Annotated in this window: 23 protein-coding genes; 12 read left to right on the plus strand and 11 right to left on the minus strand. The window is 72.1% G+C overall.

Annotation, left to right across the window (positions count from 1 at the left end):
- Positions 1-161: 161 nt before the first annotated feature.
- Complete coding sequence (locus tag AB0O28_RS29615; RefSeq protein WP_363645809.1) at positions 162-950, minus strand: aminotransferase class IV; 789 nt, start codon at positions 948-950, stop codon at positions 162-164.
- A 59-nt stretch (positions 951-1,009) separates the two neighbouring features.
- On the opposite strand from AB0O28_RS29615, the gene AB0O28_RS29620 reads away from it, so the two are divergent.
- On the plus strand, positions 1,010-1,723 hold the full coding sequence (locus tag AB0O28_RS29620; protein WP_363645811.1) for a dienelactone hydrolase family protein: 714 nt from the start codon (positions 1,010-1,012) through the stop codon (positions 1,721-1,723).
- On the opposite strand, the gene AB0O28_RS29625 is transcribed toward AB0O28_RS29620, so the two are convergent.
- A complete protein-coding gene (locus AB0O28_RS29625) occupies positions 1,705-2,664 on the minus strand; it encodes a sulfite exporter TauE/SafE family protein (protein ID WP_363645813.1) in 960 nt (319 codons plus the stop codon). The genes AB0O28_RS29620 and AB0O28_RS29625 overlap by 19 nt on opposite strands.
- Positions 2,665-2,977: 313 nt before the next feature.
- Here AB0O28_RS29625 and AB0O28_RS29630 point away from each other — a divergent pair, with 313 nt between their 5' ends.
- The 4 genes from AB0O28_RS29630 to AB0O28_RS29645 all read left to right on the plus strand — a co-directional run bounded on the left by AB0O28_RS29630 (position 2,978) and on the right by AB0O28_RS29645 (position 7,220).
- A complete protein-coding gene (locus AB0O28_RS29630; RefSeq protein ID WP_363645815.1) occupies positions 2,978-3,883 on the plus strand; it encodes an ROK family protein in 906 nt (301 codons plus the stop codon).
- 90 nt (positions 3,884-3,973) lie between these two features.
- Entirely contained in the window at positions 3,974-5,728 is a 1,755-nt protein-coding gene (locus tag AB0O28_RS29635) for a SpoIIE family protein phosphatase (protein WP_363645817.1), read from the plus strand.
- Positions 5,725-6,864 carry a B12-binding domain-containing protein gene (locus AB0O28_RS29640; RefSeq protein ID WP_363645819.1) on the plus strand — a complete coding sequence of 380 codons (1,140 nt, stop codon included), beginning with the start codon at positions 5,725-5,727 and terminating at the stop codon, positions 6,862-6,864. Before AB0O28_RS29635 ends, AB0O28_RS29640 begins: the two co-directional genes overlap by 4 nt.
- Positions 6,864-7,220: an STAS domain-containing protein gene (locus tag AB0O28_RS29645; protein ID WP_363645821.1), complete on the plus strand. Its 357-nt coding sequence runs from the start codon at positions 6,864-6,866 to the stop codon at positions 7,218-7,220. Before AB0O28_RS29640 ends, AB0O28_RS29645 begins: the two co-directional genes overlap by 1 nt.
- Here the strand turns inward: AB0O28_RS29645 and AB0O28_RS29650 are convergent.
- From AB0O28_RS29650 to AB0O28_RS29670, 5 genes are all read right to left on the minus strand, one after another.
- On the minus strand, positions 7,209-7,595 hold the full coding sequence (locus tag AB0O28_RS29650) for a hydrogenase maturation nickel metallochaperone HypA (RefSeq protein WP_363645823.1): 387 nt from the start codon (positions 7,593-7,595) through the stop codon (positions 7,209-7,211). The two genes, AB0O28_RS29645 and AB0O28_RS29650, sit on opposite strands and share 12 nt — an antisense overlap.
- A 5-nt stretch (positions 7,596-7,600) precedes the next feature.
- The gene (locus tag AB0O28_RS29655; RefSeq protein ID WP_363645825.1) at positions 7,601-8,503 is read right to left on the minus strand and encodes a hypothetical protein; all 903 of its coding nucleotides are present in this window, start codon (positions 8,501-8,503) and stop codon (positions 7,601-7,603) included.
- 199 nt (positions 8,504-8,702) lie between these two features.
- On the minus strand, positions 8,703-8,975 hold the full coding sequence (locus AB0O28_RS29660) for a GlsB/YeaQ/YmgE family stress response membrane protein (RefSeq protein ID WP_363645827.1): 273 nt from the start codon (positions 8,973-8,975) through the stop codon (positions 8,703-8,705).
- 76 nt (positions 8,976-9,051) lie between these two features.
- Positions 9,052-9,705 carry a response regulator transcription factor gene (locus tag AB0O28_RS29665; RefSeq protein ID WP_363645829.1) on the minus strand — a complete coding sequence of 218 codons (654 nt, stop codon included), beginning with the start codon at positions 9,703-9,705 and terminating at the stop codon, positions 9,052-9,054.
- Positions 9,702-10,901, minus strand: a complete 1,200-nt coding sequence (locus tag AB0O28_RS29670; RefSeq protein ID WP_363645831.1) for a histidine kinase — start codon at positions 10,899-10,901, stop codon at positions 9,702-9,704. The genes AB0O28_RS29665 and AB0O28_RS29670 overlap by 4 nt, the downstream gene beginning before the upstream one ends.
- 120 nt (positions 10,902-11,021) lie before the next feature.
- Here AB0O28_RS29670 and AB0O28_RS29675 point away from each other — a divergent pair, with 120 nt between their 5' ends.
- Positions 11,022-11,993, plus strand: coding sequence for a DUF418 domain-containing protein (locus AB0O28_RS29675; protein ID WP_363645833.1), 972 nt, complete (start codon positions 11,022-11,024; stop codon positions 11,991-11,993).
- On the opposite strand, the gene AB0O28_RS29680 is transcribed toward AB0O28_RS29675, so the two are convergent.
- Both AB0O28_RS29680 and AB0O28_RS29685 read right to left on the minus strand, forming a co-directional pair.
- On the minus strand, positions 11,981-13,021 hold the full coding sequence (locus AB0O28_RS29680; RefSeq protein ID WP_363645835.1) for a LacI family DNA-binding transcriptional regulator: 1,041 nt from the start codon (positions 13,019-13,021) through the stop codon (positions 11,981-11,983). The genes AB0O28_RS29675 and AB0O28_RS29680 overlap by 13 nt on opposite strands.
- A gap of 9 nt (positions 13,022-13,030) precedes the next feature.
- Positions 13,031-13,252: a hypothetical protein gene (locus AB0O28_RS29685; protein WP_363645837.1), complete on the minus strand. Its 222-nt coding sequence runs from the start codon at positions 13,250-13,252 to the stop codon at positions 13,031-13,033.
- 92 nt (positions 13,253-13,344) lie between these two features.
- Here AB0O28_RS29685 and AB0O28_RS29690 point away from each other — a divergent pair, with 92 nt between their 5' ends.
- Positions 13,345-13,980, plus strand: a complete 636-nt coding sequence (locus AB0O28_RS29690) for a phosphoribosyltransferase family protein (RefSeq protein WP_363645839.1) — start codon at positions 13,345-13,347, stop codon at positions 13,978-13,980.
- Between the two features lie 3 nt (positions 13,981-13,983).
- Here the strand turns inward: AB0O28_RS29690 and AB0O28_RS29695 are convergent, their stop codons facing one another.
- Together AB0O28_RS29695 and fbp are read right to left on the minus strand one after the other, a co-directional pair.
- Positions 13,984-14,196, minus strand: a complete 213-nt coding sequence (locus tag AB0O28_RS29695) for a DUF1918 domain-containing protein (RefSeq protein WP_363645841.1) — start codon at positions 14,194-14,196, stop codon at positions 13,984-13,986.
- Positions 14,197-14,198: 2 nt separating this feature from the next.
- The gene (gene fbp / locus AB0O28_RS29700) at positions 14,199-15,320 is read right to left on the minus strand and encodes a fructose-1,6-bisphosphate aldolase/phosphatase (protein ID WP_363645843.1); all 1,122 of its coding nucleotides are present in this window, start codon (positions 15,318-15,320) and stop codon (positions 14,199-14,201) included.
- Between the two features lie 100 nt (positions 15,321-15,420).
- Here fbp and AB0O28_RS29705 point away from each other — a divergent pair, with 100 nt between their 5' ends.
- The 5 genes from AB0O28_RS29705 (at position 15,421) to AB0O28_RS29725 (ending at position 22,004) form a co-directional block, all read left to right on the plus strand.
- Positions 15,421-15,852, plus strand: coding sequence for a CBS domain-containing protein (locus AB0O28_RS29705; protein ID WP_363645845.1), 432 nt, complete (start codon positions 15,421-15,423; stop codon positions 15,850-15,852).
- Positions 15,853-15,863: 11 nt separating this feature from the next.
- Complete coding sequence (locus tag AB0O28_RS29710) at positions 15,864-16,757, plus strand: YihY/virulence factor BrkB family protein (protein ID WP_363645846.1); 894 nt, start codon at positions 15,864-15,866, stop codon at positions 16,755-16,757.
- A 57-nt stretch (positions 16,758-16,814) separates the two neighbouring features.
- Positions 16,815-18,032, plus strand: a complete 1,218-nt coding sequence (locus tag AB0O28_RS29715; protein WP_363645847.1) for an AI-2E family transporter — start codon at positions 16,815-16,817, stop codon at positions 18,030-18,032.
- 38 nt (positions 18,033-18,070) lie between these two features.
- Positions 18,071-18,751: a hypothetical protein gene (locus AB0O28_RS29720; protein ID WP_363645848.1), complete on the plus strand. Its 681-nt coding sequence runs from the start codon at positions 18,071-18,073 to the stop codon at positions 18,749-18,751.
- A gap of 529 nt (positions 18,752-19,280) precedes the next feature.
- Positions 19,281-22,004 carry a DUF222 domain-containing protein gene (locus AB0O28_RS29725; RefSeq protein WP_363645849.1) on the plus strand — a complete coding sequence of 908 codons (2,724 nt, stop codon included), beginning with the start codon at positions 19,281-19,283 and terminating at the stop codon, positions 22,002-22,004.
- Positions 22,005-22,052: the final 48 nt, after the last annotated feature.

The following is a 22,052-nucleotide window of genomic DNA, read 5'->3' on the forward strand; positions in this document are numbered from 1 at the left end:
TATGGCCGCCCACGCCGCGTACGCCGGAAGTCGCACACACCGAATCGGACGCCGTCCATTCCGGGGTGATCCGCACCGGCCTCGGCGATCGGGGCGGCCTGCTCGGGCTGCTGCTCAAGTCGGCCACCGCCCCGGACGCGACGTGCGGGCGGAGGCGTGGTTCAGATCGGGTCCCGGGGAACGGACTCGTAGATCTCCGTCACGGCCGTGGCGAACGCGGCGTCGATGGGCAGAGCGAGGCCGTCCACCCTGTCGACGGGCGCCACCCCGTGGGAGTTGGTCACCAGCACCGTCCGGAAGGACGGCAGGTCGGCCAGCCGCACCGGCGCCCGATGGGAGGGGAACCCCGCGGCGGGCAGCAGGGGCTCCAGCAGCCGCATCGTGATGCCATGCAGGCAGGGCGCGTCCGGCCAGATCACCCGAGACCCGTCGAAGAAGGCGACGTTGGCGATGCCGGACTCGGAGATCGCGCCCCCGGGGCCCGTGAGCAGCGCGTCGTCGAACCCCTCGCGCGCGGCCAGCTCGCGGTGGTGGATCTGCCCGAAGGCCCCGACGTGCTTGATGTGCGCGACCGGCCGCTGGTAGTGCGCGGACTTCAGGCGGACCGGTCCCTCGGGCGCGGGGACCGGCGGCCGTACGACCACCATGACGGACGGGGCGGCGCCGGCGTCGGGACGATGGACGACGACCCGGACCGACGCGTCGGGGGTGTCGTCGCCCAGCGCGTGCCGGATGCGGCGACGGACCAGGTCGCCGTCGAGGCCCGTGCCGAACAGCTCTCGAGTGGCGGCGTCGAGCCGGTCCAGATGGAGGGCGAGACCGCGGGTGGCGAAGCCTCTCACCTGCATGGCGGTGAAGTGCCCGTAGTTGACGAGGGCGGGGTGGCTCAACTGCTCGACCGTGGGAGGGCGGCCGTCGATCTCGATGCGGGGAACGGGGGAGGGCGTCACGGTCACACGGTAGCGATGCGTGAGAAGATCTCGATCGGGATCGGGGTTGGGAGGAACGGATGCCCGAGCGCACGCAGACGGTGACGGTCACGGACGGCGGGTTCGACCTGCGCCTGTGGATTCCGCAGCGGGGGACCGGCCCGGGGCTGCTGCTGATCCCGGAGATCTGGGGCGTGAGCGACTACATCAGGGCGGTCGCCGCCGACCTCGCCGGGCTCGGCTATGTCGTGGGCGTGCCGGACCTTTTCTGGCGGCTTCGGCCCGGCTGGGCGGCCGCGCACGACGAGGAGGGGCTGCGCGCCTCGCTGGAGCTGTCGGCGAACCTCGACGCCGAGAAGGCCGCGGACGACTGCGCCGCCGCGGTGGCCGCGCTCGCCGCGCGGCCCGAGGTGACGGGCGGGGTCGGCGCGCTCGGCTTCTGCCTCGGCGGCTCGCTGGCCTACGCCGTGGCGGCCCGCGGCGACGGGAGCGGCCTGTCGGCCGTGGTGTCCTTCTACGGCTCGGCCGTGCCGGACGCGCCGCAACTGTTGGACGGCATCCGCTGCCCGATCCAGTTCCACTTCGGCGGACGGGACCCCTACATCCCCCGCGACCGGGTGGCCGTCGTGGAGGAGGCGGCGGCCCGGCGGCCGAACGCGGAGGTCCACGTGCAGGAGGAGGCCGGCCACGCCTTCCACAACTACTACGCGCCGATGTTCCACAACCCGGAGGCGGGGCGTACGGCGTGGGCGCTGGCCATGGACTTCCTGCGCCGTCACCTCCCGGCGGCCTGAGTCTCCCGGCTCCAGGGGAGCGCGGGCAGGCCGCACCGCACGCGCAGGACCATCCAGAAGGCGGGGGCGAGCAGCAGCACGGCGAGCAGCGTCCAGACGGTGCCGGTGTTGGGGACACCGAACATCTTCAGCGCCGAGGCGAGCAGCACGAACGCCAGGGCCCGGCGGATCAGTCCGCCCGGGGCGCGCGAGGAGATCCGCGAGCCGAGGTAGACGCCCGGGATGGAGCCCACCAGCAGTGCGAGGGTGACCGACAGCGTGAACTCGCCGAACAGCAGGTGACCGAGCGCGGCCGACATGACGAGCGGCACGGCCTGGACCAGGTCGGTCCCGACGAGCTGGTTGGCCTTCAACGCGGGATAGAGCGCGAGCAGAGCCACGATGATCAGTGAGCCGGATCCGACCGAGGTGATGCCGACCACCAGTCCGCCGACGGCCCCCACCAGTGCGGTCGGCAGCGGCCGTACGGTGACGGAGGGCATCTCGGTGGCGGCCGGTTCGCCGGGGGCGGCGGTACGGCGGCCGGTCTCGGGGGTGCGGCCCTCGGCGCGGTCGCGCATCGCGAGATAGCCGCGCACGGCCAGGCCCGCCGCCGCGATCAGCAGTGCGACGCCGAGGCCCTTCTGGATCACCTGTTGTACGCCCTCGCCCGTGCCCAGCGCGCGGGCGATGAGCACGCCGCAGAACGCCGCGGGGACCGAGCCCGCGCACAGCCAGGCGACGAGCCTCAGGTTCACCGTGCCACGGCGCAGGTGCACGAAACTGCCCACCGGCTTCATCACGGCGGCGGCGACGAGGTCGCTGGAGACGGCGGCGAGGGGCGGCACGCCGAAGAACGTCACGAGCATGGGCGTCATCAGGGCGCCGCCGCCCATTCCGGTCAGGCCGACGACGACCGCGACCAGAAACGAGCCGATCGCCATGGTGTAGTCGAAATCCACTCCTTAACCCTACCTAACCCATCGGAATTATGGATACCCCCCTTTTTTGGTGACGGCCGGTGTGATCCTTTCCGGCTTAACCGGTTCGCTCGATCCCGGGTGGGATGTGCCGCCCTATGCTGATCTCCCTTCCTTTCTGGGCTTTCGTCCCCCGTCGGGAGACGCCGGAGGGCGGGGAAGGGTCCCGCCGGTGATCACCCGTTGACGTGGTGGTCGCCCGCGGAATACCGTGGCCGGACCTTATCCGGTTAAGTGGCGAGTTATACGGACAGAAGGCGGGTGCCGGCGTGGTCGAGAGGCCGGGGATGCGGCGATGACCGTCCTCGCGGTGGACATCGGCGGCACGAAGTTCGCCGCCGCGGCCGTCGCGCCCGACGGCGAGATGCTGGCCCGTGCGGAGGTGCCGCTGCACGGCGCCGACTCGGCCGACCGGGCACTGTCGGAGGTCGTCGGAAAGATCACCGAGTGCGTCGCGCCCGCACGCCTGGTCGGGGTCGGGATCGGCTCCGCGGGGCCGCTCGACCCGCGCAGGGGCACCGTCAGCCCGGTGAACATCCCCTCCTGGCGCGACTTCCCGCTGGTGGACGCGCTCGGCGAAGTGCTGCCCGGCCGGCCCGTACGGCTCGCGGGCGACGCCCAGTGCATGGCGCTCGGGGAGTGGTGGCGCGGCCTGAGCGAGGACCCGGCGGCGCGGAGCCGGGCCATGCTCGGCATGGTGGTCTCCACCGGCGTCGGCGGCGGCTTCGTGCTCGACGGCGTGCCGTACGTCGGCCCGACCGGCAACGCCGGGCATATCGGGCACATCACGGTCGACCCGGGCGGCGAGCCGTGCCCCTGCGGCGGCGCCGGCTGCGTCGAGACCATCGCGAGCGGGCCCGGCATGGTCCGGTGGGCCGCCGCGAACGGCTGGACCGGCGCGGACGCGCGGGCGCTGGCCGCCGACGCCCGGGCCGGGCACCCCACCGCCACACTCGCCTTCCGGCGCGCGGCCGACGCGCTGGCCATCGCCGTGCTCACGGCGTCCGCCCTGCTCGACCTCGACCACGTCGTCATCGGAGGCGGCGTGGCCGCGGCGGGGCCGATCCTGTTCGACCCGCTGAGGCGGGCGATCGAGAGGAACGCCGGGCTCGGCTTCCTGCGGCGCCTGCGGGTGGACCCGACCTCCCTGGGCCGCGACGCCGGGCTGTTCGGCGCCGCCGCCCTCGTCCTGCCGAATTGACGTGATCAGTGCGATGTTTCCATCACCGGGGCAAAGGTACTGTGGAGGAACGAATCGATCGGGGGACGCGGCCATGGCGGGAACGCGCGGGTGAAAGGCGCCACCGGGTCCGCGGACCCGCGGCACAGGGCGGCGCGGCCGTCCCTCGACCTCATGGCGGCGCTGCTCGAACGTGCCGCCGAGGGCGTCGTGCTGTGCGACGCGGACGGCCTCGTGACCATGGCCAATCCGGCGGCGGTCCGCCTCGTGCCGCAGATCGAGGTGGGCCTGCCCGCGCCCACGCCGCTCGTCCCGCCCGCCACACCCGGATCTGTCACACCCGCATCTGTCACACCCGCATCGACGGCCGAAGGCCGGAGCGTGACGCACGACGGCCGGGTGATCCGGGTTCGTGTGGAGGAGATGGGGGAGGGCCGGGCCGCCTGGTACCTGAGCGAGGAAACGCCCCGGCGAACGCAGAAGACACAGCGCACCGAGACACAGCGCACCGAGAAGACACAGCGCACCGAGTTCCTGCTTGAGGCGGCCCACCGCCTGTCCGCCTCGCTCAACCCGCACCGGTGCGCGCGTGCGGCGACGGAGCTGGGCGTCGCCTTCCTGTCCGACGCGGCGATCGTGCTGCTGCCGCCCGCCTCCCGCCGCCGGATGGAGTGGGTGCGCGCCGTCTCCGGCCGAGGCGGCCCGGACGAGGGCGTCCTGCCGGCCGCCGCGGCGGCGGAGGTGCCCGGCCTGACCGACGCGCTCACGGGACTCCACAACGGCGCCGGGGGACGGCAGGACCCGGGCGGCACGCCGGACTGGCTGGTGCCGGAGGGGTTCGGCCCAGTCGGCCACCTGGTGGTGCTCCCGCTGCCCGGCAACGGCGTGCCCGCCGGGGCGATCGTGCTCGCCCGCCGGGCCGGGCGGCCGCCGTTCGACGACGACGACCAGGTGATGGCGCGCGACCTCGCGACCCGAGCCGGCGCCGCGATCTCGGCGGCCTCCCTGTTCCGGGAGCAGAGCACGATCAACGCCATCCTGATCGGCGACCTGCTGCCGCCCGAGCTGCCGGAGATCGAGGGCATGCGGCTGGCCGGCCGGCTACGGGCCTCGCAGCAGGCGGGCGCCATCGGCGGGGACTTCTACGACGTCTACCTGCCGGAGGCGGCGCCCGAGACCGGGATCGTGGAACGGCCGCCGCTGATCATTTTGGGCGACGTCTGCGGCAAGGGCGCCCGCGCCGCGGTCCTGGCCGGTCAGGTCCGGCACAGCCTGCGTACGCTGCTGCTGCTGGAAAGCCGTCCCGACCGGCTGCTCGAACTGCTCAACCGGTCGCTGCTCGCGTCCCCGTCTCCCAACTCCTATGTCACGCTGGTCCTCGCGGCGCTGCGGGTCGCTCCCGGGGGCCACGTGCTGCTGGACCTGGCCGTGGCCGGGCATCCGCCGCCGCTGGTCCTGCGCCGGGACGGCACGGTGGAGGAGGTCGACGTCCGCGGTTCCATTCTCGGCGCGCTGAAGAGGATCAGCCTGTGGCCCGTCACGCTCGATCTGGCGCCCGGCGAGGTGTGCCTGCTCTACAGCGACGGCATCACCGAGGCGTTCGGCGGCCCGCGCGGCCGGGAGATGTTCGGCGAGGAGCGGTTGAAGGAGGCGCTGGCGAGCTGCGCCGGCATGCCGGCCGACGCCCTGGTGGAGCGGCTGGAACAGCTCAGCAGTGAGTGGCTGTGCGGCGGTCTGGGCGACGGCCTGGGCGGCGTCCTCGGCGGCGGGCAGCGGGACGACCGCGCCCTGCTCGCCGTACGGGCGGGGACGGGCCGGACGGAGACCGGCCCGACGCAGACTGGCCGGACGGAGACGTCCCCGTGACGCGGGACCTGGGGGACGCCACCGGGCGCTATCTGGAGCTGATCGGCCGGGGCGACGAGTACGGCGCGGTCGACCTGGCCGTGGGGCTGATCGACGAGGGCGTCCCCGCAGAGGACGTGCTGCTGAAGGTGATCGCCCCGGGCCAGCGCCGGGTGGGCGAGCTGTGGGCGTCCAACGAGTGGTCGGTGGCGCGCGAGCACGCCGCGACCGCGGTCAGCGAGCGGGCGGTGGCCGCCGTCGGCGGGCGGGTCCGGCCCACGCCCGCCCACGGCCGGGTGGCCGTGGCCTGCGCCGACGGCGAGTATCACGCGCTGCCCACCCGGATCATGGCGGAGGTGCTGCGGCTGCGGGGGTGGCACGTCGACTTCCTGGGCGCCAGCGTGCCCGGCCCGCACCTGATCACGCACCTGCACCAGACCGGTCCCGACGTGGTCGCGCTCGGCTGCACGCTGGCGACCCGGCTGCCCCGCGCGCACGCCACGATCGCCGCCTGCCAGGCCGTGGGGATCCCCGTGCTGGCCGGTGGGGCCGGGTTCGGCGCCGACGGCCGCTACGCCCGCCTGCTCGGCGCGGACGCCTGGGCGCCCGCCGCCGACGTGGCGGCCGACCGGCTCGCCGCAGGGCTGCCGTTCTTCCCCGCCACCCACGAAGGCGCCCCGGACGGCGGCGCGGGCGACGGTGCGGGCGACGGCGGGGCCCGAGTCGGCGGCGAGGAGTACGCGTACCTGACCCGGCACCGCGCCGACCTGCTGTCCCGTGTCGTTCTGTCCCGTGTCATGGACACGCTCAGGGAGGCGCACGCCCCTATGGGCGGTTACAGCGAGCGGCAACTGGAGCACACCTCGGAAGACCTCGAGCACATCGCCGATTTCCTGATCGCCGCGATGTACGTCGACGACGCCTCGCTGTTCACCGACTTCGTCACCTGGACCTGCCGGGTGCTGGTGGCCCGGAATGTGCCGGCGGAGTCCGTCGTGCTCGGGCTGCGTGTTTTCCGTGATGTACTTACGGACTGCCCTCGCGCCCGCGAACTGCTGGCCGAGGGCGTCGCCGCGGCACGGGCGTGCTGTCAGCCGATCAACGGAACCCAGCCGATCACCCGGACCGCCGATCTACAAACAGAGACGAGCGTCTGATGCAGGACACCCCTACGTTCCACGTCGAGTCGCTCGATCCCGAGCCGGGTGCCGTTCGTCTGGTGATGACCGGCGAGCTCGACTTCGACACCGCGGGTGAGGCGTCCGCCGCGGTGGACAAGGCGCTCGCCGAAGAAGCCCGCCTGCTCGAGCTCGACCTGTCCGGGCTGGGATTCATCGACTCCTCGGGCATGGCCGTCCTGATGAACGCCTACGTGGGGGCGGGGGAGCGCGGGACCGCCTTCCGGATCGTCGCCCTCACGCCCTACCTGCGCCACCTGTTCGAGGTCGTCGCGCTCGACGACGTACTCGAGCTGCCCGGTGCCCATTCACCCGGTGCCCATTCACCCGGTTAACGGGCCGGACGGGGGATGGCCCGGCAGGTGGGACGCCTCCGCCGGTTCGAGCTGGATGGACTCGAGGACGAGGCTGTCGCCGCCCTCAAGGTCGATGTCGATGCCCCCGCACAACCCGCAGATCGCGAGCGGGTCGGCGCACTGCGCGGAGTGCCCGCAGCCCCGGCAGACGAGCCGGACGGGCTCGATGACCAGGTCGAGCGCCGCGCCCTCGGCGACCGTACCCGTGGCGGCCAGGCAGAATGCCTGGTCCAGGGCCTGCGGGGTGATGCGCAGCAGGGCGCCCGCCCGAACCCGGGCCCGGCGCACCCGCCTGCCGTCGGCCCGGCGCTCGACGGCGTCGACCACGGCCTCGGCGATCCCGAACTCGTGCATCGGCGTCACGTCCTTCTGACCCGCAGGTGACGCCGGGCGGTCTCCGCGGGCTGCTCTGTCATCGTCAGCGCGGGCAGTGCGACGGCCGGGTGGTCGTACAGGATGATCGGTGAGGACAGCACGACGTCGCGGCGGCCGGGCTCGCCCACCAGCACCGGCCAGGTGTTCTCGTTGTGGCATCGTCGCGCCGCCGTCTCGGCCCACAGCGGCGGGTCGAGCAGCGAGACGAAGGCCCCTCCACTCACCCCGATCAGCAGGTGCGCGGCGACCAGCGAGCGGCGCAGGGCCTCCTCCCGCGGCGCGTCCGCCCCCTCCCAGGCTGCCGTGTTCTCCACCTCGACCCGCAGCCGGACCAGCCCGTACGGCCCGGGCAGCCGTTCGGCGGAGATGCGCATCTCCGCGTCGAGCGGCTGATGCTCGCAGACGATGCGGCCCGTCCGCTCGTCGCCGGGGCCGGCGATGGGCTCGATGATCCGGTCGCAGGGCACGTGGACATCGACGACGCGCTGCCCGCCCATCACCTGCGCGAGGGACAGCACGGCCCGCGCCTCCCGTTCTGTGGCCTCCTCGGAGCTGAGGTAGTCGTGCCCGCCGATGGTCAGCTTCGGCACGGGCCAGTAGCCGTCGTCCTCGACACGCTCGACCGTCCTGCCCCTGACGTGCAGGAACCGCAGCCGCAGGTCGAGCGTGACGTCCCCGCCCTCCTTGAGGCCCTCCTCGACGCACTCCTCCAGCAGGCACTCGGTCACACTGGCCGACGGTTCGCCGGGACAGCTCGGCGGCACGAGCACGCCGAACTGCCAGCGCGAGCGGTTCTCGCCCGCCGTCGCGCGATAGGGGTGGAGCGGGTAGCCCTCGTACAGCACGGCGTCCGCGACGCGGCGGGCCGCCTCCAACGGCGCGGTCACCGTGCCGCCGCCCTCACGCACACCGAGCGGTCGAGGTGGAGATCACCGTCCAAGTTCAGCCCCTTTCCTCTGGTTAACGACCGTACGCCGAGCCGTGACGGGAGGAATCAACAGATGTCGGTGATTGCGTAAAGACCGCTACAGACGGCGACACGCCGATGGCCCCGGCCGAGCCGGGGCCATCGATTGCCGCGAGGGTCTATCCGACGCTCTTGCGGCGGAAGAGCGCCACGGCGGCGATGACACCGAGGGCGGCGAGTGCCACCTGGATGATCAGTTCCAGCCAGTCGATGCCGCGGGTCGTGGCGACCCCGAGGGCCCCGGCGATCGCCGTGCCGATGAGGGCGGCGATGATGCCGATGACCACGGTCAGCCAGATCGGAATGGCCTGTCGTCCGGGAACGACCAGACGGCCGAGAGCGCCGATGATGAGTCCGATGATGATGGCGGAGATGATGCCGCTGACTGCCATGCTGCCACGCTCCTTGTGTCCGGCTGCCTGCCTTCTGCCCGGACGAAACAGGGCAAAACATGACAAAAGTGATAAGTCAGGCACTGGCTGCGATGCGGTTCTCCCAGGCCCAGGCGGCGACCTCGACCCGGTTGCGCAGGCCGAGCTTGGCCTGTACGGCCGCCACGTGGCTCTTGACCGTGCTCAGCGAGATGAACAGCTCGGCGGCGATCTCCTGGTTGGTGCGGCCCCTGGCCACGGCACGGACGACCTCGAGTTCGCGGTTCGAGAGGGGATGGCTCGCCCTGCCGGAGGCGGGCAGATGAGCCGTCAGGTGGCGGAGCAGCCGCAGGGTGACCGACGGCGAGACCAGGGCGTCCCCGTGGTTCGCCGCCCGCACGGCCTCCACCAGCAGGGCGGGGCCGCAGTCCTTCAGGACGAAGCCCACCGCGCCCGCTCGAAGCGCGCCGTACACGTATTCGTCCAGATCGAAGGTGGTGACCACGACCACCCGGAGCGGGTCGGCGACCGCCGGGCCGGCCAGGGCGCGGGTGACCTCGATGCCGTCGAGCCGGGGCATGCGCACGTCCACCAGGCACACGTCCGGCCGCAGCCGGCGGGCCAGCTCGACGGCCTCGGCGCCGTCCGACGCCTCGGCGACCACCTGGATGTCGGGCTGGTCCTCCAGGATCAGCCGCAGGCCGCCGCGGACCATCGCCTGGTCGTCGGCCACCAGGACGCTGATCGTCATCGGCGGTCACGCCCGGTGAGAGGCCCGGAAAGAGGTCCGGAAAGAGGCAGGGTGGCGAGGACCGACCAGCCGCCTCCGGGGCGCGGCCCGGCACGCAGCGTGCCGCCGAGGGCCTGGACCCGCTCGCGCATCCCGAGCAGGCCGTACCCGCCGCGAGGGACGTGCCGGGCCGGGCCGGCCGGCGAGTCGTCGGCGACCTCGACGGTGACGGCATCCCGGTCCCGCTCGACGCTGACCGTGACGCCGCGGGCGCGCGGGGCGTGACGCGTGATGTTGGTCAGCGACTCCTGCACCACCCGATAGACCGTTGAGGTCACCTCGGGCGGCCACACCGCCGTCTCCTCCTCGTCCGGCAGCCGCAGGCGCACCTGCCGGCCCTCGCGCTCCTGCCGCCCCTCAGGCCCCTCGCGTCCTTCGGCCTCGAACCGGCCGACCAGGTCGCGGAGCGGGCCGGGTTCCGTGGCGGCGGGGCCGCCCGCGTCGTCTCCGTCGCGCAGCAGGCCGACGACGCGGCGCATCGCGGCCATCGCGTCGGAGCCGGCGGCCTCGATCGCGGCCAGGGCGTCGCCCGCCTTCTCGGGGCTCCTGCGTGCCACGAGCCGGGCGGCCTGGGCCTGCACCACGATGCCGGTGACGTGGTGGGCGACGACGTCGTGCAGCTCCCTGGCCAGGGTCAGCCGTTCGGCGCGGCGCACCCTCTCGGCGACGGCCCGCCTGCGGGCGTCGAGCAGTCGCGGGCACAGCCCGGCCACGACGGCGGCCAGCCACGCCAGCATGTTCATCACGGTCACGGCCGGCACGCCCGCGGCGAGGCTGTGCGCGGTGAACAGACTGCCGGCGGCGACGGCGAACCCGCCGGCCGCCACGGCGCAGGCCGGCCGGAGCGGCAGCGATCGGACCGCCGAACCGACCAGCACGGCCAGGCCGAGCGCCGTCCCGGGGCCGGGTTCGCCCGGCAACCCGGCGAACCCGGCGGCCATTACGGCGGTCCCCGCCACGGCCAGGCCCGCGGCGGCCGCCCGCGCCCGATCGAGCCGGCGGGCCAGCGCGATCGCGCACACCGCCGCACCCGCGGCGCAGCCGAACCGCCAGTAGCCGCCGCCCCAGCTGTCGGCGAGCCGGGAGGCCCAGAAGGCCAGCACCACCGCGAACACGACACCCAGCCCGATGTCGGCCGCCCATCTCCGCACTCGCACGATGCCGAGGCTATGAGATCGGCCGTTCACGCAGAACCGGCCGAAAGTATGGTCGTGGCGGCCCGATCCCCCCTTCCGGCCGATGCCGGGGCCACGCGGCCCCGCACAGCATTGGGCCTCATGAAACGTGAACGGATCACCGCGCTCGACGTGATCCGCGGGGTCGCGCTGTGCGGGATCCTGCTGGCCAACGTCAAACCGATCGCCCATGTCGGCGACCTCACGGCGCCGGGCCGGCCCGTGACCCCGGACGACGCCTGGATGGGGCTGTTCGTCGAGCAGCGCATCTTCCCGATCTTCTCCCTGCTGTTCGGGGCCGGGTTCTCGCTGCTGGTGGAATCGGCCGCGGCCCAGGCCGCCCGGCCGCGGCTGATCCTGGCACGCCGGCTGCTCGTGCTGCTCGCGGCCGGGCTGGCGCACTTCCTCCTGCTGTGGCCCGGCGACATCCTCAGCACGTACGCCGTCGTGGGGCTGCTGGTGCTGCTGCCCTCGACCTGGCTGCCACGCCTGGCCGTCGCCGCGCTCGCCCCCGCGTTCGTCATGGCGTCGCTGATCCTCGACGGCGAGAGGTTCCTGCTGGTCGCCGGGCTGTTCCTGCTGGGTTCCGCGCTGACCCGGTACGGCGTGACCGCCCGGATCGAGAGGTCCGTCCGCGCCCCGGCCGCCCTCTGCCTGACCTTCGCCGCGCTCGCCGCACCCGTCCTGTGGTGGCAGGCCGGGCTGGACGCCGACGACCCCGGCTTCGGCCGCGCACTGGCGCTGGGCGGGCTGCTGGTCGCCGGGGCGTACGTCTGCGCCCTGCCGGTGCTCCTCGGGACGCCGTTGCGGCCGGTGCTCGCGGCCCTGTTCGCGCCGCTGGGGCGGATGGCGCTGACCAACTACCTGACCGCGACGGTCCTCGTCCTGCTGGTCGCCCGCGCGTCCGGTGGCTCGGCGGAGACCTGGTCCTCGGGGCGAGTGGCCCTGACCTCGGCCGCCATCCTCGCCGTCCAGTGGCTGTGGTCCGCGCTCTGGCTGCGGCGGCACCGGTACGGCCCTCTGGAGTGGCTGTGGCGGTGGGCCACCTGGGCCCGGCGCCCTCAGGAGACTTGACGCGGCGGCGCGGTGCTCTCCCGTACGACGAGGGTGGTCGCGAGCTCGACCCGGTGCTGTTCGAGCCGCTCGCCGTCCGCCAACGCCAGAACCATCCGCGCGGCGGCGGCGCCCATCTGCACGAGCGGCTGCCGTACGGTCGTCATGGGCGGCCCGGCCCACCGGGTGAACGAAAGATCGTCGAACCCGACGACGCTCAGGTCCTCGGGGATGCGCACCCCGGCCCGCCTGGCGGCCTCGTACACGCCGAGTGCCTGCAGGTCGTTGGCGGTGAAGACGGCGGTCGGGGGATCGGGCAGACGCAGCAGTTCGGTCCCGTCGCGCAGGCCGCCCTCCACGTACAGGGTGCTGACGCGCACGAGCTCGGGGTCCACGGGCACGCCCGCCGCGTCCATCGCCGCGCGGTAGCCGTCGAGCCGTGCCCGGCAGCACGGCCACTGCGTCGGCCCGCTCAGCATCGCGATGCGGCGATGACCGAGATCGAGCAGGTGGCGGGTCGCGGCCATCCCGCCGCTCCAGTTGGTGGCGCCGACCGACGGGGTCTCGTGCAGCGGCTCGCCGGTCGGGTCGAGCACGACCAGGGGGATCGAGCGGGTGGCGAGCTGCGACTGCTGCTGCACGGTGAGTTCGGAGAAGACCGCCACGACACCGGTGGGACGGCGGGCGAGCACCTGCTCGGTCCAGGCCCTGCCCGGCGTGAGACGGCCCTGCATCTCGGTCAGCACCACGGCCAGCCCGCTCTCCCGCGCGACCTGCTCGACGCCCTGGATGATCTCCAGGGCCCACAGGCTCTCCAGGGCGTGGAAGACGAGCTCGATGATCGCCGCGGGCTCGCTGTCGCGCCGCCGGTATCCGTGCTCCCGCAGCACCGCCTCCACCCGCTGCCGGGTGGCCAGGGCGACTCCCGCATGCCCGTTGAGCACCCGCGACACGGTCGGCGCGGACACCCCCGCCAGGTGGGCGATCTCGGCCACGGTCAGTCTCTGACGCGGAAGCTCCCCGTCGAGGGCCGGGTCGGTCGAGGTCACGGCGACAGTCTATGGGCCTTCGCTCTCCTCCGGCCGGATCAGGCCGGCCGCGAGCAGCAGTTCGTGGGCGAGCCGGGCGGCGTGCTCGGGCCGGGCGGGTCCGGCCTCCTCCAGCGGCCCGCCCTCCAGGCCGCCCGCCAGCGCCCGGACGGCCTCGGCGAGCGTGCGGACGTGCCGTTCCGTCGCGTCGAGCCTGGCCCTCAGCTCGTCGATCTCTCCGGGAAGGGACATGCTCCAAGTCTTCCCCGGGTCCTTCGGCCCTACCGCGGACGACGGCGGGGACCGACGGTGAGAAGCAGGGGTTGAAGGCAGGGGTGACTGTCGTGTTCGTCGATCGTCGTGACGCCGGACTGCGCCTGGGCGAGCGGTTGCGCCGACTCCCCGGTATGCAGGACGCGGTCGTCCTCGGGCTGCCCCGGGGAGGTGTTCCGGTGGCGTTCCAGGTGGCCCGGGCCCTCGGCGCCCCCCTGGACGTGATCGTCGTACGCAAGCTGGGCGTGCCGTACCAGCCGGAACTGGGTTTCGGCGCCATCGGCGAGGGCGGGGTGCGGGTGATGAACCCCGACGTCGTACGGCTGGCCAACATCACCGGCGGCGAGATGGCCGAGGTGGAGCGGCACGAGAGGGCCGAGCTGGAGCGCCGGGCCCGCCGGTTCCGGGGCGACCGCGAGCCGGTGGACCTGGCCGGTCGTACGGTGATCGTGGTGGACGACGGGATCGCGACGGGCGGCACGGCCCGCGCCGCCTGCCGCGTCGCCCGCGCGCACGGGGCCTCCCGAGTGGTGCTCGCGGTGCCGGTCGGCGCCCCCGAGACGATCGCGAGCCTGCGCAGGGACGCCGACGAGGTCGTCTGCCTGGACACGCCCGACCACTTCTACGCGATCGGCGCGTGGTACGACGACTTCACCCAGGCGAGCGACGAGGACGTGGTCGAGTGCCTGCGGCAGGCGGCGCGCTGATTGTCACGGGCTTTCGGGCGTGCGCTCCCAGTAGTGCTCGACCCGGGCGTCGGGCCCTGGGTAGAAGCACATCGTCTCCCGCTCCTCGTCGAGCCAGCGCACGAGATAGGGAGGCGAGCCGTCGGTGTGATAGAGCGCGACCACGATTCCGATGCGGCCCGCCCTGCCCCGCTGGATGCTCTCGACGATCAGGTGGTCGCCGACCGACGCTCTCATCGTCAGCCGCCCACCGGGGTCGCGACCTCGGTCGTGATCGGCGTCCAGCGGTGCGCCAGGCGCTTGGTGAGAGAGGTCATGGTGGTGTACTCCAGGTCATCGAGCGGCAGCCGGTGCGGCTCGAACGGGCCGTGGCGGCGCAGGTAGTCCATGACCTCCGTGGCCTGTCGCCGGGCTCCGTCGAACGCCGGGTCGTCGAACATGTCACGCGGGCCGATGAGCCTGCCGTCCTTGATCTGGAAGCCGAGCGCGACCACCCGCGGCGGGCCGTCGAACCGCGACGGGTGCGCCTGCCCGGTGGCGACCGGCATGAACGGCGCGTGGTGGGAGCCGCGCATGCACCCCGCCACCGAGTACGCGAAGGCGAACGGCTCGAGCGCCTCACCCACCGCCGGCAGGCCCGACTGGCAGCGCACGATGAGGACCGGGTCGTCCTTGCCGACGTACCTTCCCGCGATGAGCGACAGCCGCTGGGTGCTGGTCGTCGCCGCGGTCGTGCCCAAGGTCTTGGACCGGACGCTGTGGATCACGTAACGCGACGGGGCGCCGATGTACATCAGCATGTCGTACAGGTCCGCGGGGCAGTCGAAGACGATGCGCCGGTCTTCGCGAAGGTCGTACACCTCGAACGCGAACCCGGCGTGCATCTTCTCGTCGATCACCAGTCCTGCCGTGTTGGACGGGTCGGCGAACATCTTGTACAGCGGGAGGTTCCACGCGCCCGGCTCGGTCTTGTCGGCCAGGAAGCACAGCACGGGCTCGGAGGGCCGCTCCTCGAACTCCAGCTCCGCGTATCCCGGGCCCATGCCGCGCAGGTTGCCGGAGAAGGCGTCCGAGAGCAGGTCCTGGCCGGCGCCGTACAGGCCGAGTTCCTTGGCGAGGTGCGTGGTCGCCTGGAAGGTGTCCCAGGCGAAGGAGTGAATCAGGCCCGCCTCCTCGCCGTACGTGTGGGTCATGATGAGCGAGATGTCGTCGCCGCAGCTGTCCACGTGGCCGTCGATGAGAAGCCCGGAGGACTTCGCCCGCTCGATCTCCCGCCTGGCCTCGGCCATCAGCCGGGGATGGACGGCGGAGTGGCCGACGTATCCCCCTGTGTCGGCCTTGATGATGCTCAGCGTAAGCATAGGGATCACCTCCATTTCTACGTTTATTCGGACTTGGAGGGATAAATAGGGCATAAGGTCACAAGCGGGGCGGACTTCCGTACGAGGGGGAGAGCCGGCCATGAAAATCAGAGATCTCATGTCCACGCCGGTGGTCGTCGTCCCGCCGATCACGCCGGTGCGGGACGTCGCACGGCACATGGACTATTCGGGCGTCGGTTGCGTCGTCGTCTCCGAGCAGGGCGGCGTCGCGGGCGTCGTGACCGACCGGGACCTCGCCCTGCGCGTGCTCGCCCAGGGCGGAGACGGGGACACGCCCGTCGGCCGGGTGATGTCGCCGCATCCCGTGGTGGTGCGGCCGGAGGACGAGATCGAAGTGGCCTTCGAGAAATTCCGCCACCACACCTTCCGCAGGCTGCCGGTGGCCGACGAGGCGGGTGTGGTCGGCATGCTGACCATCGACGACCTGCTCCTCCAGATGCACCAGCTCACCGCCGACCTGCTCACGCCGGTGGTCAGGGAGATCAGCGAGCCGCAGCGGCAGAGCGGCTAGAGAGTCGCCAGGTGTCCGCGACCTCGCGGCGTGGCCCTGCCATGGGCATGCCCGCGCAGGACTGGAAGAGGATCGCCGGGCGGGTGCGGAGGGAGGCGAAGCGTGAGCGGCTGTCCCTGATGGCCGCGGGCATCGCCTTCTGGGGAACGCTGTCGATCTTTCCGATGCTGCTGGCCGTGGTGTCGGTCTACGGGCTGGTCGCCGACCCCCGGCAGGTGGCCGATCAGCTGGCGTCGCTGACCCGGCCGCTGCCCGAGCCCGTCGCCCACCTGCTGGCGTCCCAGATCTCCACCGCGGTGCGCGCCGGGAAGGGGCTCAGCGTTCATCTCGCGGTCAGCCTCGCCGGCCTGCTGTGGGCCTCGTCGCGAGCCGTCCAGGCGCTCATGCGGGGCCTGAACACGGTGTACGGAGGCAGGGAGAGCCACGGTTTCATCGGCACCCGCCTGCTGGCGCTGCTGTACACGGTCGCCGCGATCGCCGGAGTGTCGCTTCTGCTGGCGCTCGCCACCGCGTTCCCGGTCGTGCTGGGGCACATCGGCCTCGGGTGGGTGGCCCGGACCGTCGTCTCCGTGGCACGCTGGGCCGTGCTGGTCCTGCTCATAGGAGTGGGACTGGCGCTGCTCTACCGGTTCGTCCCCGGCAGCCGCCGGGAGTCGCGATGGCGGTCGGTCGCCTGGGGAGTGGGGCTAGCGATGCCCGCCCTGGTGGCGATCTCCGTGGGCCTGTCGGTCTTCGTGACCGGCTTCGGGCGCTTCAACCAGACGTACGGAGCGGTCGCCGCCGTGGCCGTGCTCATGCTCTGGCTGTACCTCTCCTCGCTGATCGTGCTGCTCGGCGCCGAAGTCAACGGTGCGATCGAGCGTCATCTGGACGAGACGGTCGACCTCACCAACCGGGGACAATAGGGCGGCTTGTCCGGATAAATCCGTGTCAAGTGACCTTGGTTGGGCAGCAGTGGGGGCGTGTCCGACAGCGGTCTTTCCCCAGGAAGCGGCATCTCCAGCGTGTTCCCCTCGCTCCCCGGCCAGGGGGAGACGACGCCGGAGCCGGCCGGCTCCCCGGCGGCGGCCCCGGAGCGGCCCCGGGACGGCGTGAGCCGGGCGGGCGACGACGGCGCCGTGCCCCCCGACCGGCCGTTCGGCCTGCCGGGGCGCCCGCTGCGGAGCAACCCGTTCATGTTCGGCCTGACCGGCGCCCTGGGCGTGCTCACCGCGTGGCTCCTGGTCCAGGCGATCGCCAGCGCCGGCTCGGCGCTCGTGCTGATCGTGGTCTCGCTGTTCCTGGCCATCGGCCTCAACCCCTCGGTCGAGGCGCTCCAGCGGCGCAACCTGTCCCGCCGCGTCGCGATCACGATCGTGTTCGGGTCGGTCATCGCGTTCTTCGTGGCATTCGGGCTCGCGGTCGTGCCGCCGTTGACCGAGCAGACCACCGGGTTCGTTCAGCAACTGCCCGACTACGTACAGCAACTCCAGAACCACCCGCTGATCCGCTCGGTGGACGACCGCTACCAGATCCTCGACAAGATCCAGCAGTACGTCGCGGGCGGCGGGCTGGCCACCCAGATGTTCGGCGGCCTCCTGGGCGTGGCGAGCATCGTGATCAGCGCGTTGTTCAGCGCCTTCACCGTGCTCGTGCTCACGCTCTACTTCCTCGGGTCGCTCAACTCCATCAAGGAGACGGCCTACCGGTTCGTGCCCCGCTCCCGCCGTACGCGGGTCCGCCTGCTCGGGGACGAGATCATCAACCAGATCGGCGGCTACGTCGCGGGAAACTTGATCATCTCGCTGATCGCCGGCGTGGTGACCTTCCTGTTCCTGGCCATGCTGAAGGTGCCGTACGCGCTCGCGCTGGCCATCTTCGTGGCGGTCACCGACCTGATCCCGCTGGTGGGCGCGGTCATCGGCGCGGTCGTGGCCTCGGGGGTGGGCTTCCTCGCCTCGACACAGGTCGGCATCGCCTGCGTGATCTTCTTCGTCGTCTACCAGCAGGTCGAGAACTACTGGATCTCCCCCAAAGTGTTCAAGTCGTCGGTCGACGTGCCGCCCGTGGCGACCATTGTCGGGGCCCTCCTCGGTGGGGCGCTGCTCGGCATCGTCGGGGCCCTGCTCGGCATCCCGCTGGCGGCGGCCCTGCTCCTCCTGGCTCGTGAGGTGGTGCTGCCCCGGCAGGACCGCTTGTAGCGGTTTTTCCGGCGGCATGGTCGTGCAAAGCTCGTGTCATGCGACTGCCGTACCGTCTTGCGGGGCTGTGGCTGCGCGTGCTGTTGCTCGTCGTGCTGCTGTGGGGCGCTCTGGTGAGCGTGCTCGGCGCGATCCCGCGCGACCACACTCTCGCGGACTTCCACACGGCGCTGCGGGCCGGGCAGGTCACGTACGTCATCTACTCCGGCACCCCAATGGATCTGCGGTGGTCGACGGGCCCTCTGTTCTGGCATCGCGTCGAGAGGGGTCCGGATATGGCCTACACCCCCCGGGAGCTCATGCGTGACCTGGACGCCACCGTCCCCCGGCCGGAGGCCAGACTCAGGCAGCCGCGCGGAGCGTACTTCTCGGGCTGGCCGTTCCACGTCCCGGTCCGCGGCGCGGCCTGGCCCGTCGGCGGGGCCTGGATCGCCGCGCTCTTCATCATGCTCGGCACAGCACGGCCCAGGGTGGGCAACAGGTGGGCCTGGTTCTGGCTGTTCACGGTAGGGGAGGTGGGCGCGATGCTGTTCCTCCTCCTCGAACCCCGATCGCTGTGGCGCGGACTGGAGCCACAGGAACCGGCCCTCAACCCGATGGGCGGAGGTCGTGGCTGCGTTCTGGCTCTCTGTCTCAGCCTGCTGGCTCCTGTGCTTGCTTCGATCGGGCTCTCCTTCGTGATCCGGGCCCTGCTCGAGGTGCTGCCTGGCGCTCCATAAGCATGTGAATTGCGCCTCGCCGCGTTTGTCTGTGTTTCACGCCTGCGGCTCCGACGAATCGCGCGGCGCGGTCGCTCACACCGTCCCGCGGTCGCTCACACCGTCCCGCGGTCGCTTACGCCGCCCCGCGCGGTCGCTTTCGCCGCCCCGAACGGACCGGCCCTGCTGAGCGGCCCCGGGGCTCACGGCCGCTCCGCCCGCTCCGCCGTGCATCGAGAGCCGTCGAACGTGCCGTCACCGCCTAGAGGCGTGGTCCTGTCGGCACCGTGCCGGATCGTTCCGTCAGCAGTCGGCGGGGTTCGCACCGATGGTCTCGCTTGATGTGCTCGCCGGCAGTATCACTCTCTGCTTGGCCGTGCTTTGAAGGCTGATTGTGTATGCGGTCGCCGCTATTCAGGGGAGATTGCGCTGTTATCCCCCTTCTTCTCTGGTTGACCTGCTGCTCCAACTATTCGCTTCTGGTGGTTGCTCTGGGTAATGAGACGATGAAAAAATTCATACAGGTTTTCGAATCCGTTGAGGGGGTGTGATGGATCTGTTCGGCTCCGATCCTGAGCACTCTCGTCGTTCGAATAGGGTCGATGGCAACTGGTGGGACCGGTTGACCGCCGATTCCCCTTTGTGGTCGTCCGAAGGCTCCCTTGCCCGCGACGACTCCTTCAGCGGCTGGTTGCCAATTGTCGAATCGGAAATACGGCGGTCCGGCCCACTCGACGGCCCATCCGACGACAGCCCGGCCGACGACAGCCCGGCCGACGACAGCGGGGCCGATGACAGCGGGGCCGATGACAGCGCGGTCAACGACAGCGCGGCCGATGTGGCGAACGACCCGGCCGGTGACCGCGCCCCCGGTAGCGGTTTGAACGGTGCCGCCACCGCAAGCGCCGCCGGTAGCGGTGGTGCCGGGGCTGGTTCTGCTGGTTCGGCTGGTGCCGGGTCTGCCGGGGATGCCGATGATGGCGGGCAGGGTTCTGGCGGGCCGGGCGGGGCCGGCGCAGGCGATCGCCGGAGTCGGTCGTCGTGGGTGTTGGTGGCCTCGTTGCGGGAGTCGGCGCAGGCGTTGGCGCTGGCGCCGGTTCCAGACGATGCCGGTGTCTGCCTGGCCGAGGCCGAGGACTTGTTGTTCGCCCGGGATCGGATCACGTCGGCGTTGGCGGATCGGGTGGGGCGGGTGCATCGGGCGGGGCAGGCCCGGCAGCATGGGCATGCCTCGACCCGCTGCTGGTTGCGCACGGTGGGTGGGTTGAGTGTGGCGGGGGCGGGCCGGCTGCTGACGTTGGGCGTGCAGTTGGCGCGGTTGCCGCGGGTGCGGGAGGCGTTTGCGGGCGGTGAGCTGTCGGCGGGGGTGGTGGAGGCCATCTGTGTGGCCACCGAGCACCTGACCGGTGAGCAGGTGGGGCTGGCCGAGCCGATTTTGCTGGAGTTGGCGGGCCGGGCGGGGCCGGCGGAGGTGGCCAGGGCGGGCCGGTATCTGCGGGCGGTGCTGGACCCTGATGGGGACGAGCGTGATGAGCGGGCCGATTACGGGCGGCGGTTTCTGCGGGTCCGCCCGGGTAAGGGTGGTGGGCTGGAGGGGGAGTTTTATCTTCCGCGTGAGGCGGCCGCCCGGTTGCGGGTGTTGCTGGATGCCTATGCCCGGCCCCGGGCGGAGGGTGATGACCGGCCGCTGCGGGTACGTCAGGCCGATGCGTTGATCGCGTTGCTGGAGCAGAAGATCGTCGCCGAGCTTCTGGTGCTGGTCAACGCCGAGTCCCTCCCCACCGACCCGGTCACCGACACCGCCACCGACACCGCCACCGACCCCGCAGCCCCCGCCCCCGACCAGAGCGACGACGCCAACCACCCCGAGGACCCCACCGACACCGAGGACAGCGAGAACTGCGAGAACTGCCAGGACACGGAGGACCTCGAGGACACCGGCACCAGCGACGCCGCTGGCCCGGAGGACGCGAATGACGTGAGTGACGTGGATGGTGCGGGTGGCGTTGACGTCGTTGACGCTGACGGCCGGCGTGATGACCTGCGCGATCGCACGGAGACTGCCGAGCCTGCCGCCCCCGAGCTTGCAGAGCCCGAGCCCGCCGCCCCGGAGTCGGCCGCCCCCGAGTTCATCGAGCCAGTCGAGTCCTTCGGTCCTGCCGAGGTGGTCGAGCCCGCGCTCGGTGCGCCCTGCGAAGCCGAAGGGACGGACCCGATCGCTCCTGGCGCCGATGCTGCGGACCTCGGTGACGCCGTCGGGCTCGGACAGGCGAAGGGCGACGAGGCGGAGAGCAAGCAGCAGGAAGGGACGCGGTCCGAGGAGACGCGGTCGGAGGAGGCTCGGCCGGAGGAGACTCGGTCGAGCGAGTTCCAGCAGAGCAAGCCACGACAGCGCACGCCACAGCAGAGCGAGCCACAGCGGAGCGCGTCGCAGCAGGGCGAGTCACGGTCGGATAGGTCGCGCTGGGATGAGTGTCGACCGCCGGATCCTTCTTTCGGGGGTACCTCTGCCTGTCACGCCCACGCCGGGCCTCGGCCTGCGGGGGGATGCCGCCATGGGCTGGGCACGCCTGAGGCCCACGGCGACGTGCGCGGCGGGCAGCGCCGGCATGGCCTGGGAACGTGCGAGGACCACGGTTGTGACACCTGCGGTCGTGAGGACCACGGGCGCCGCAGGCACGGCGAGAGCGCGTGCGGGTGCGGTGGTGGGGCACGACGCTCGTCGAGCGCTCGGCCAGGGACACCACCGCGACCCCCGGGAACAGAGGGAGGAACGCCACAGAGGCCGCCGGGCGCGCTGGGCTCAAAGTCGGGCCCAGAGTCGGGCACAGGGCCGGGGCAAGGGCTGGGGGCGTTGCTGGGCAGGGCGCCGGGGCTGCTGCTGGCCACGGGGCAGGTGCTGCCGGTCTCCGGCGTGCACCGCCTGGCCCGCACCTCCGCCCTGGTACGCCTGGTCATGAACGCCGACGGACAGGTGCTCGACATGGGCCGAAAAGTCAGGCTGGCCACCCCGGCCCAGCGGCGGGCGGTCTTCGCCCGCTACGCCACCTGCTGGATCGACGGCTGCCCGCTACCGGCCACCATGTGCCAGATCGACCACGCCGACAACTGGAGCACCGGCGGGCTCACGGACCTGAAGCTGCTCGGCCCGGCCTGCCAGTTCCACAACCGCGACCGCTACCAGCACCCCGAGCGCTATACCCGCCACACAACCGGCGAAGACCGCTGGGCCTTCACCTACCACCCCACCCGAGCCCGGAGGCCACGGGAATGACGACCACGACGCGAGCGGGTAGATGCCGTGACCACAGCGATCTCTCCG

The sequence above is a fragment of the Microbispora sp. NPDC088329 genome (genome assembly GCF_040685655.1).
GTDB lineage: Bacteria > Actinomycetota > Actinomycetes > Streptosporangiales > Streptosporangiaceae > Microbispora.

What these genes read in the sequence shown, in the direction of transcription:
- AB0O28_RS29620 (WP_363645811.1), top strand. Translation starts at nt 1,010, where the DNA reads ATGCCCGAGCGCACGCAGACGGTGACGGTCACGGACGGCGGGTTCGAC.
- fbp (WP_363645843.1), bottom strand. Translation starts at nt 15,320, where the DNA reads ATGCTTACGCTGAGCATCATCAAGGCCGACACAGGGGGATACGTCGGC.
- AB0O28_RS29665 (WP_363645829.1), bottom strand. Translation starts at nt 9,705, where the DNA reads ATGACGATCAGCGTCCTGGTGGCCGACGACCAGGCGATGGTCCGCGGC.
- AB0O28_RS29650 (WP_363645823.1), bottom strand. Translation starts at nt 7,595, where the DNA reads ATGCACGAGTTCGGGATCGCCGAGGCCGTGGTCGACGCCGTCGAGCGC.
- AB0O28_RS29630 (WP_363645815.1), top strand. Translation starts at nt 2,978, where the DNA reads ATGACCGTCCTCGCGGTGGACATCGGCGGCACGAAGTTCGCCGCCGCG.
- AB0O28_RS29725 (WP_363645849.1), top strand. Translation starts at nt 19,281, where the DNA reads ATGGATCTGTTCGGCTCCGATCCTGAGCACTCTCGTCGTTCGAATAGG.
- AB0O28_RS29685 (WP_363645837.1), bottom strand. Translation starts at nt 13,252, where the DNA reads ATGTCCCTTCCCGGAGAGATCGACGAGCTGAGGGCCAGGCTCGACGCG.
- AB0O28_RS29720 (WP_363645848.1), top strand. Translation starts at nt 18,071, where the DNA reads ATGCGACTGCCGTACCGTCTTGCGGGGCTGTGGCTGCGCGTGCTGTTG.
- AB0O28_RS29675 (WP_363645833.1), top strand. Translation starts at nt 11,022, where the DNA reads ATGAAACGTGAACGGATCACCGCGCTCGACGTGATCCGCGGGGTCGCG.
- AB0O28_RS29695 (WP_363645841.1), bottom strand. Translation starts at nt 14,196, where the DNA reads ATGAGAGCGTCGGTCGGCGACCACCTGATCGTCGAGAGCATCCAGCGG.
- AB0O28_RS29660 (WP_363645827.1), bottom strand. Translation starts at nt 8,975, where the DNA reads ATGGCAGTCAGCGGCATCATCTCCGCCATCATCATCGGACTCATCATC.
- AB0O28_RS29705 (WP_363645845.1), top strand. Translation starts at nt 15,421, where the DNA reads ATGAAAATCAGAGATCTCATGTCCACGCCGGTGGTCGTCGTCCCGCCG.
- AB0O28_RS29645 (WP_363645821.1), top strand. Translation starts at nt 6,864, where the DNA reads ATGCAGGACACCCCTACGTTCCACGTCGAGTCGCTCGATCCCGAGCCG.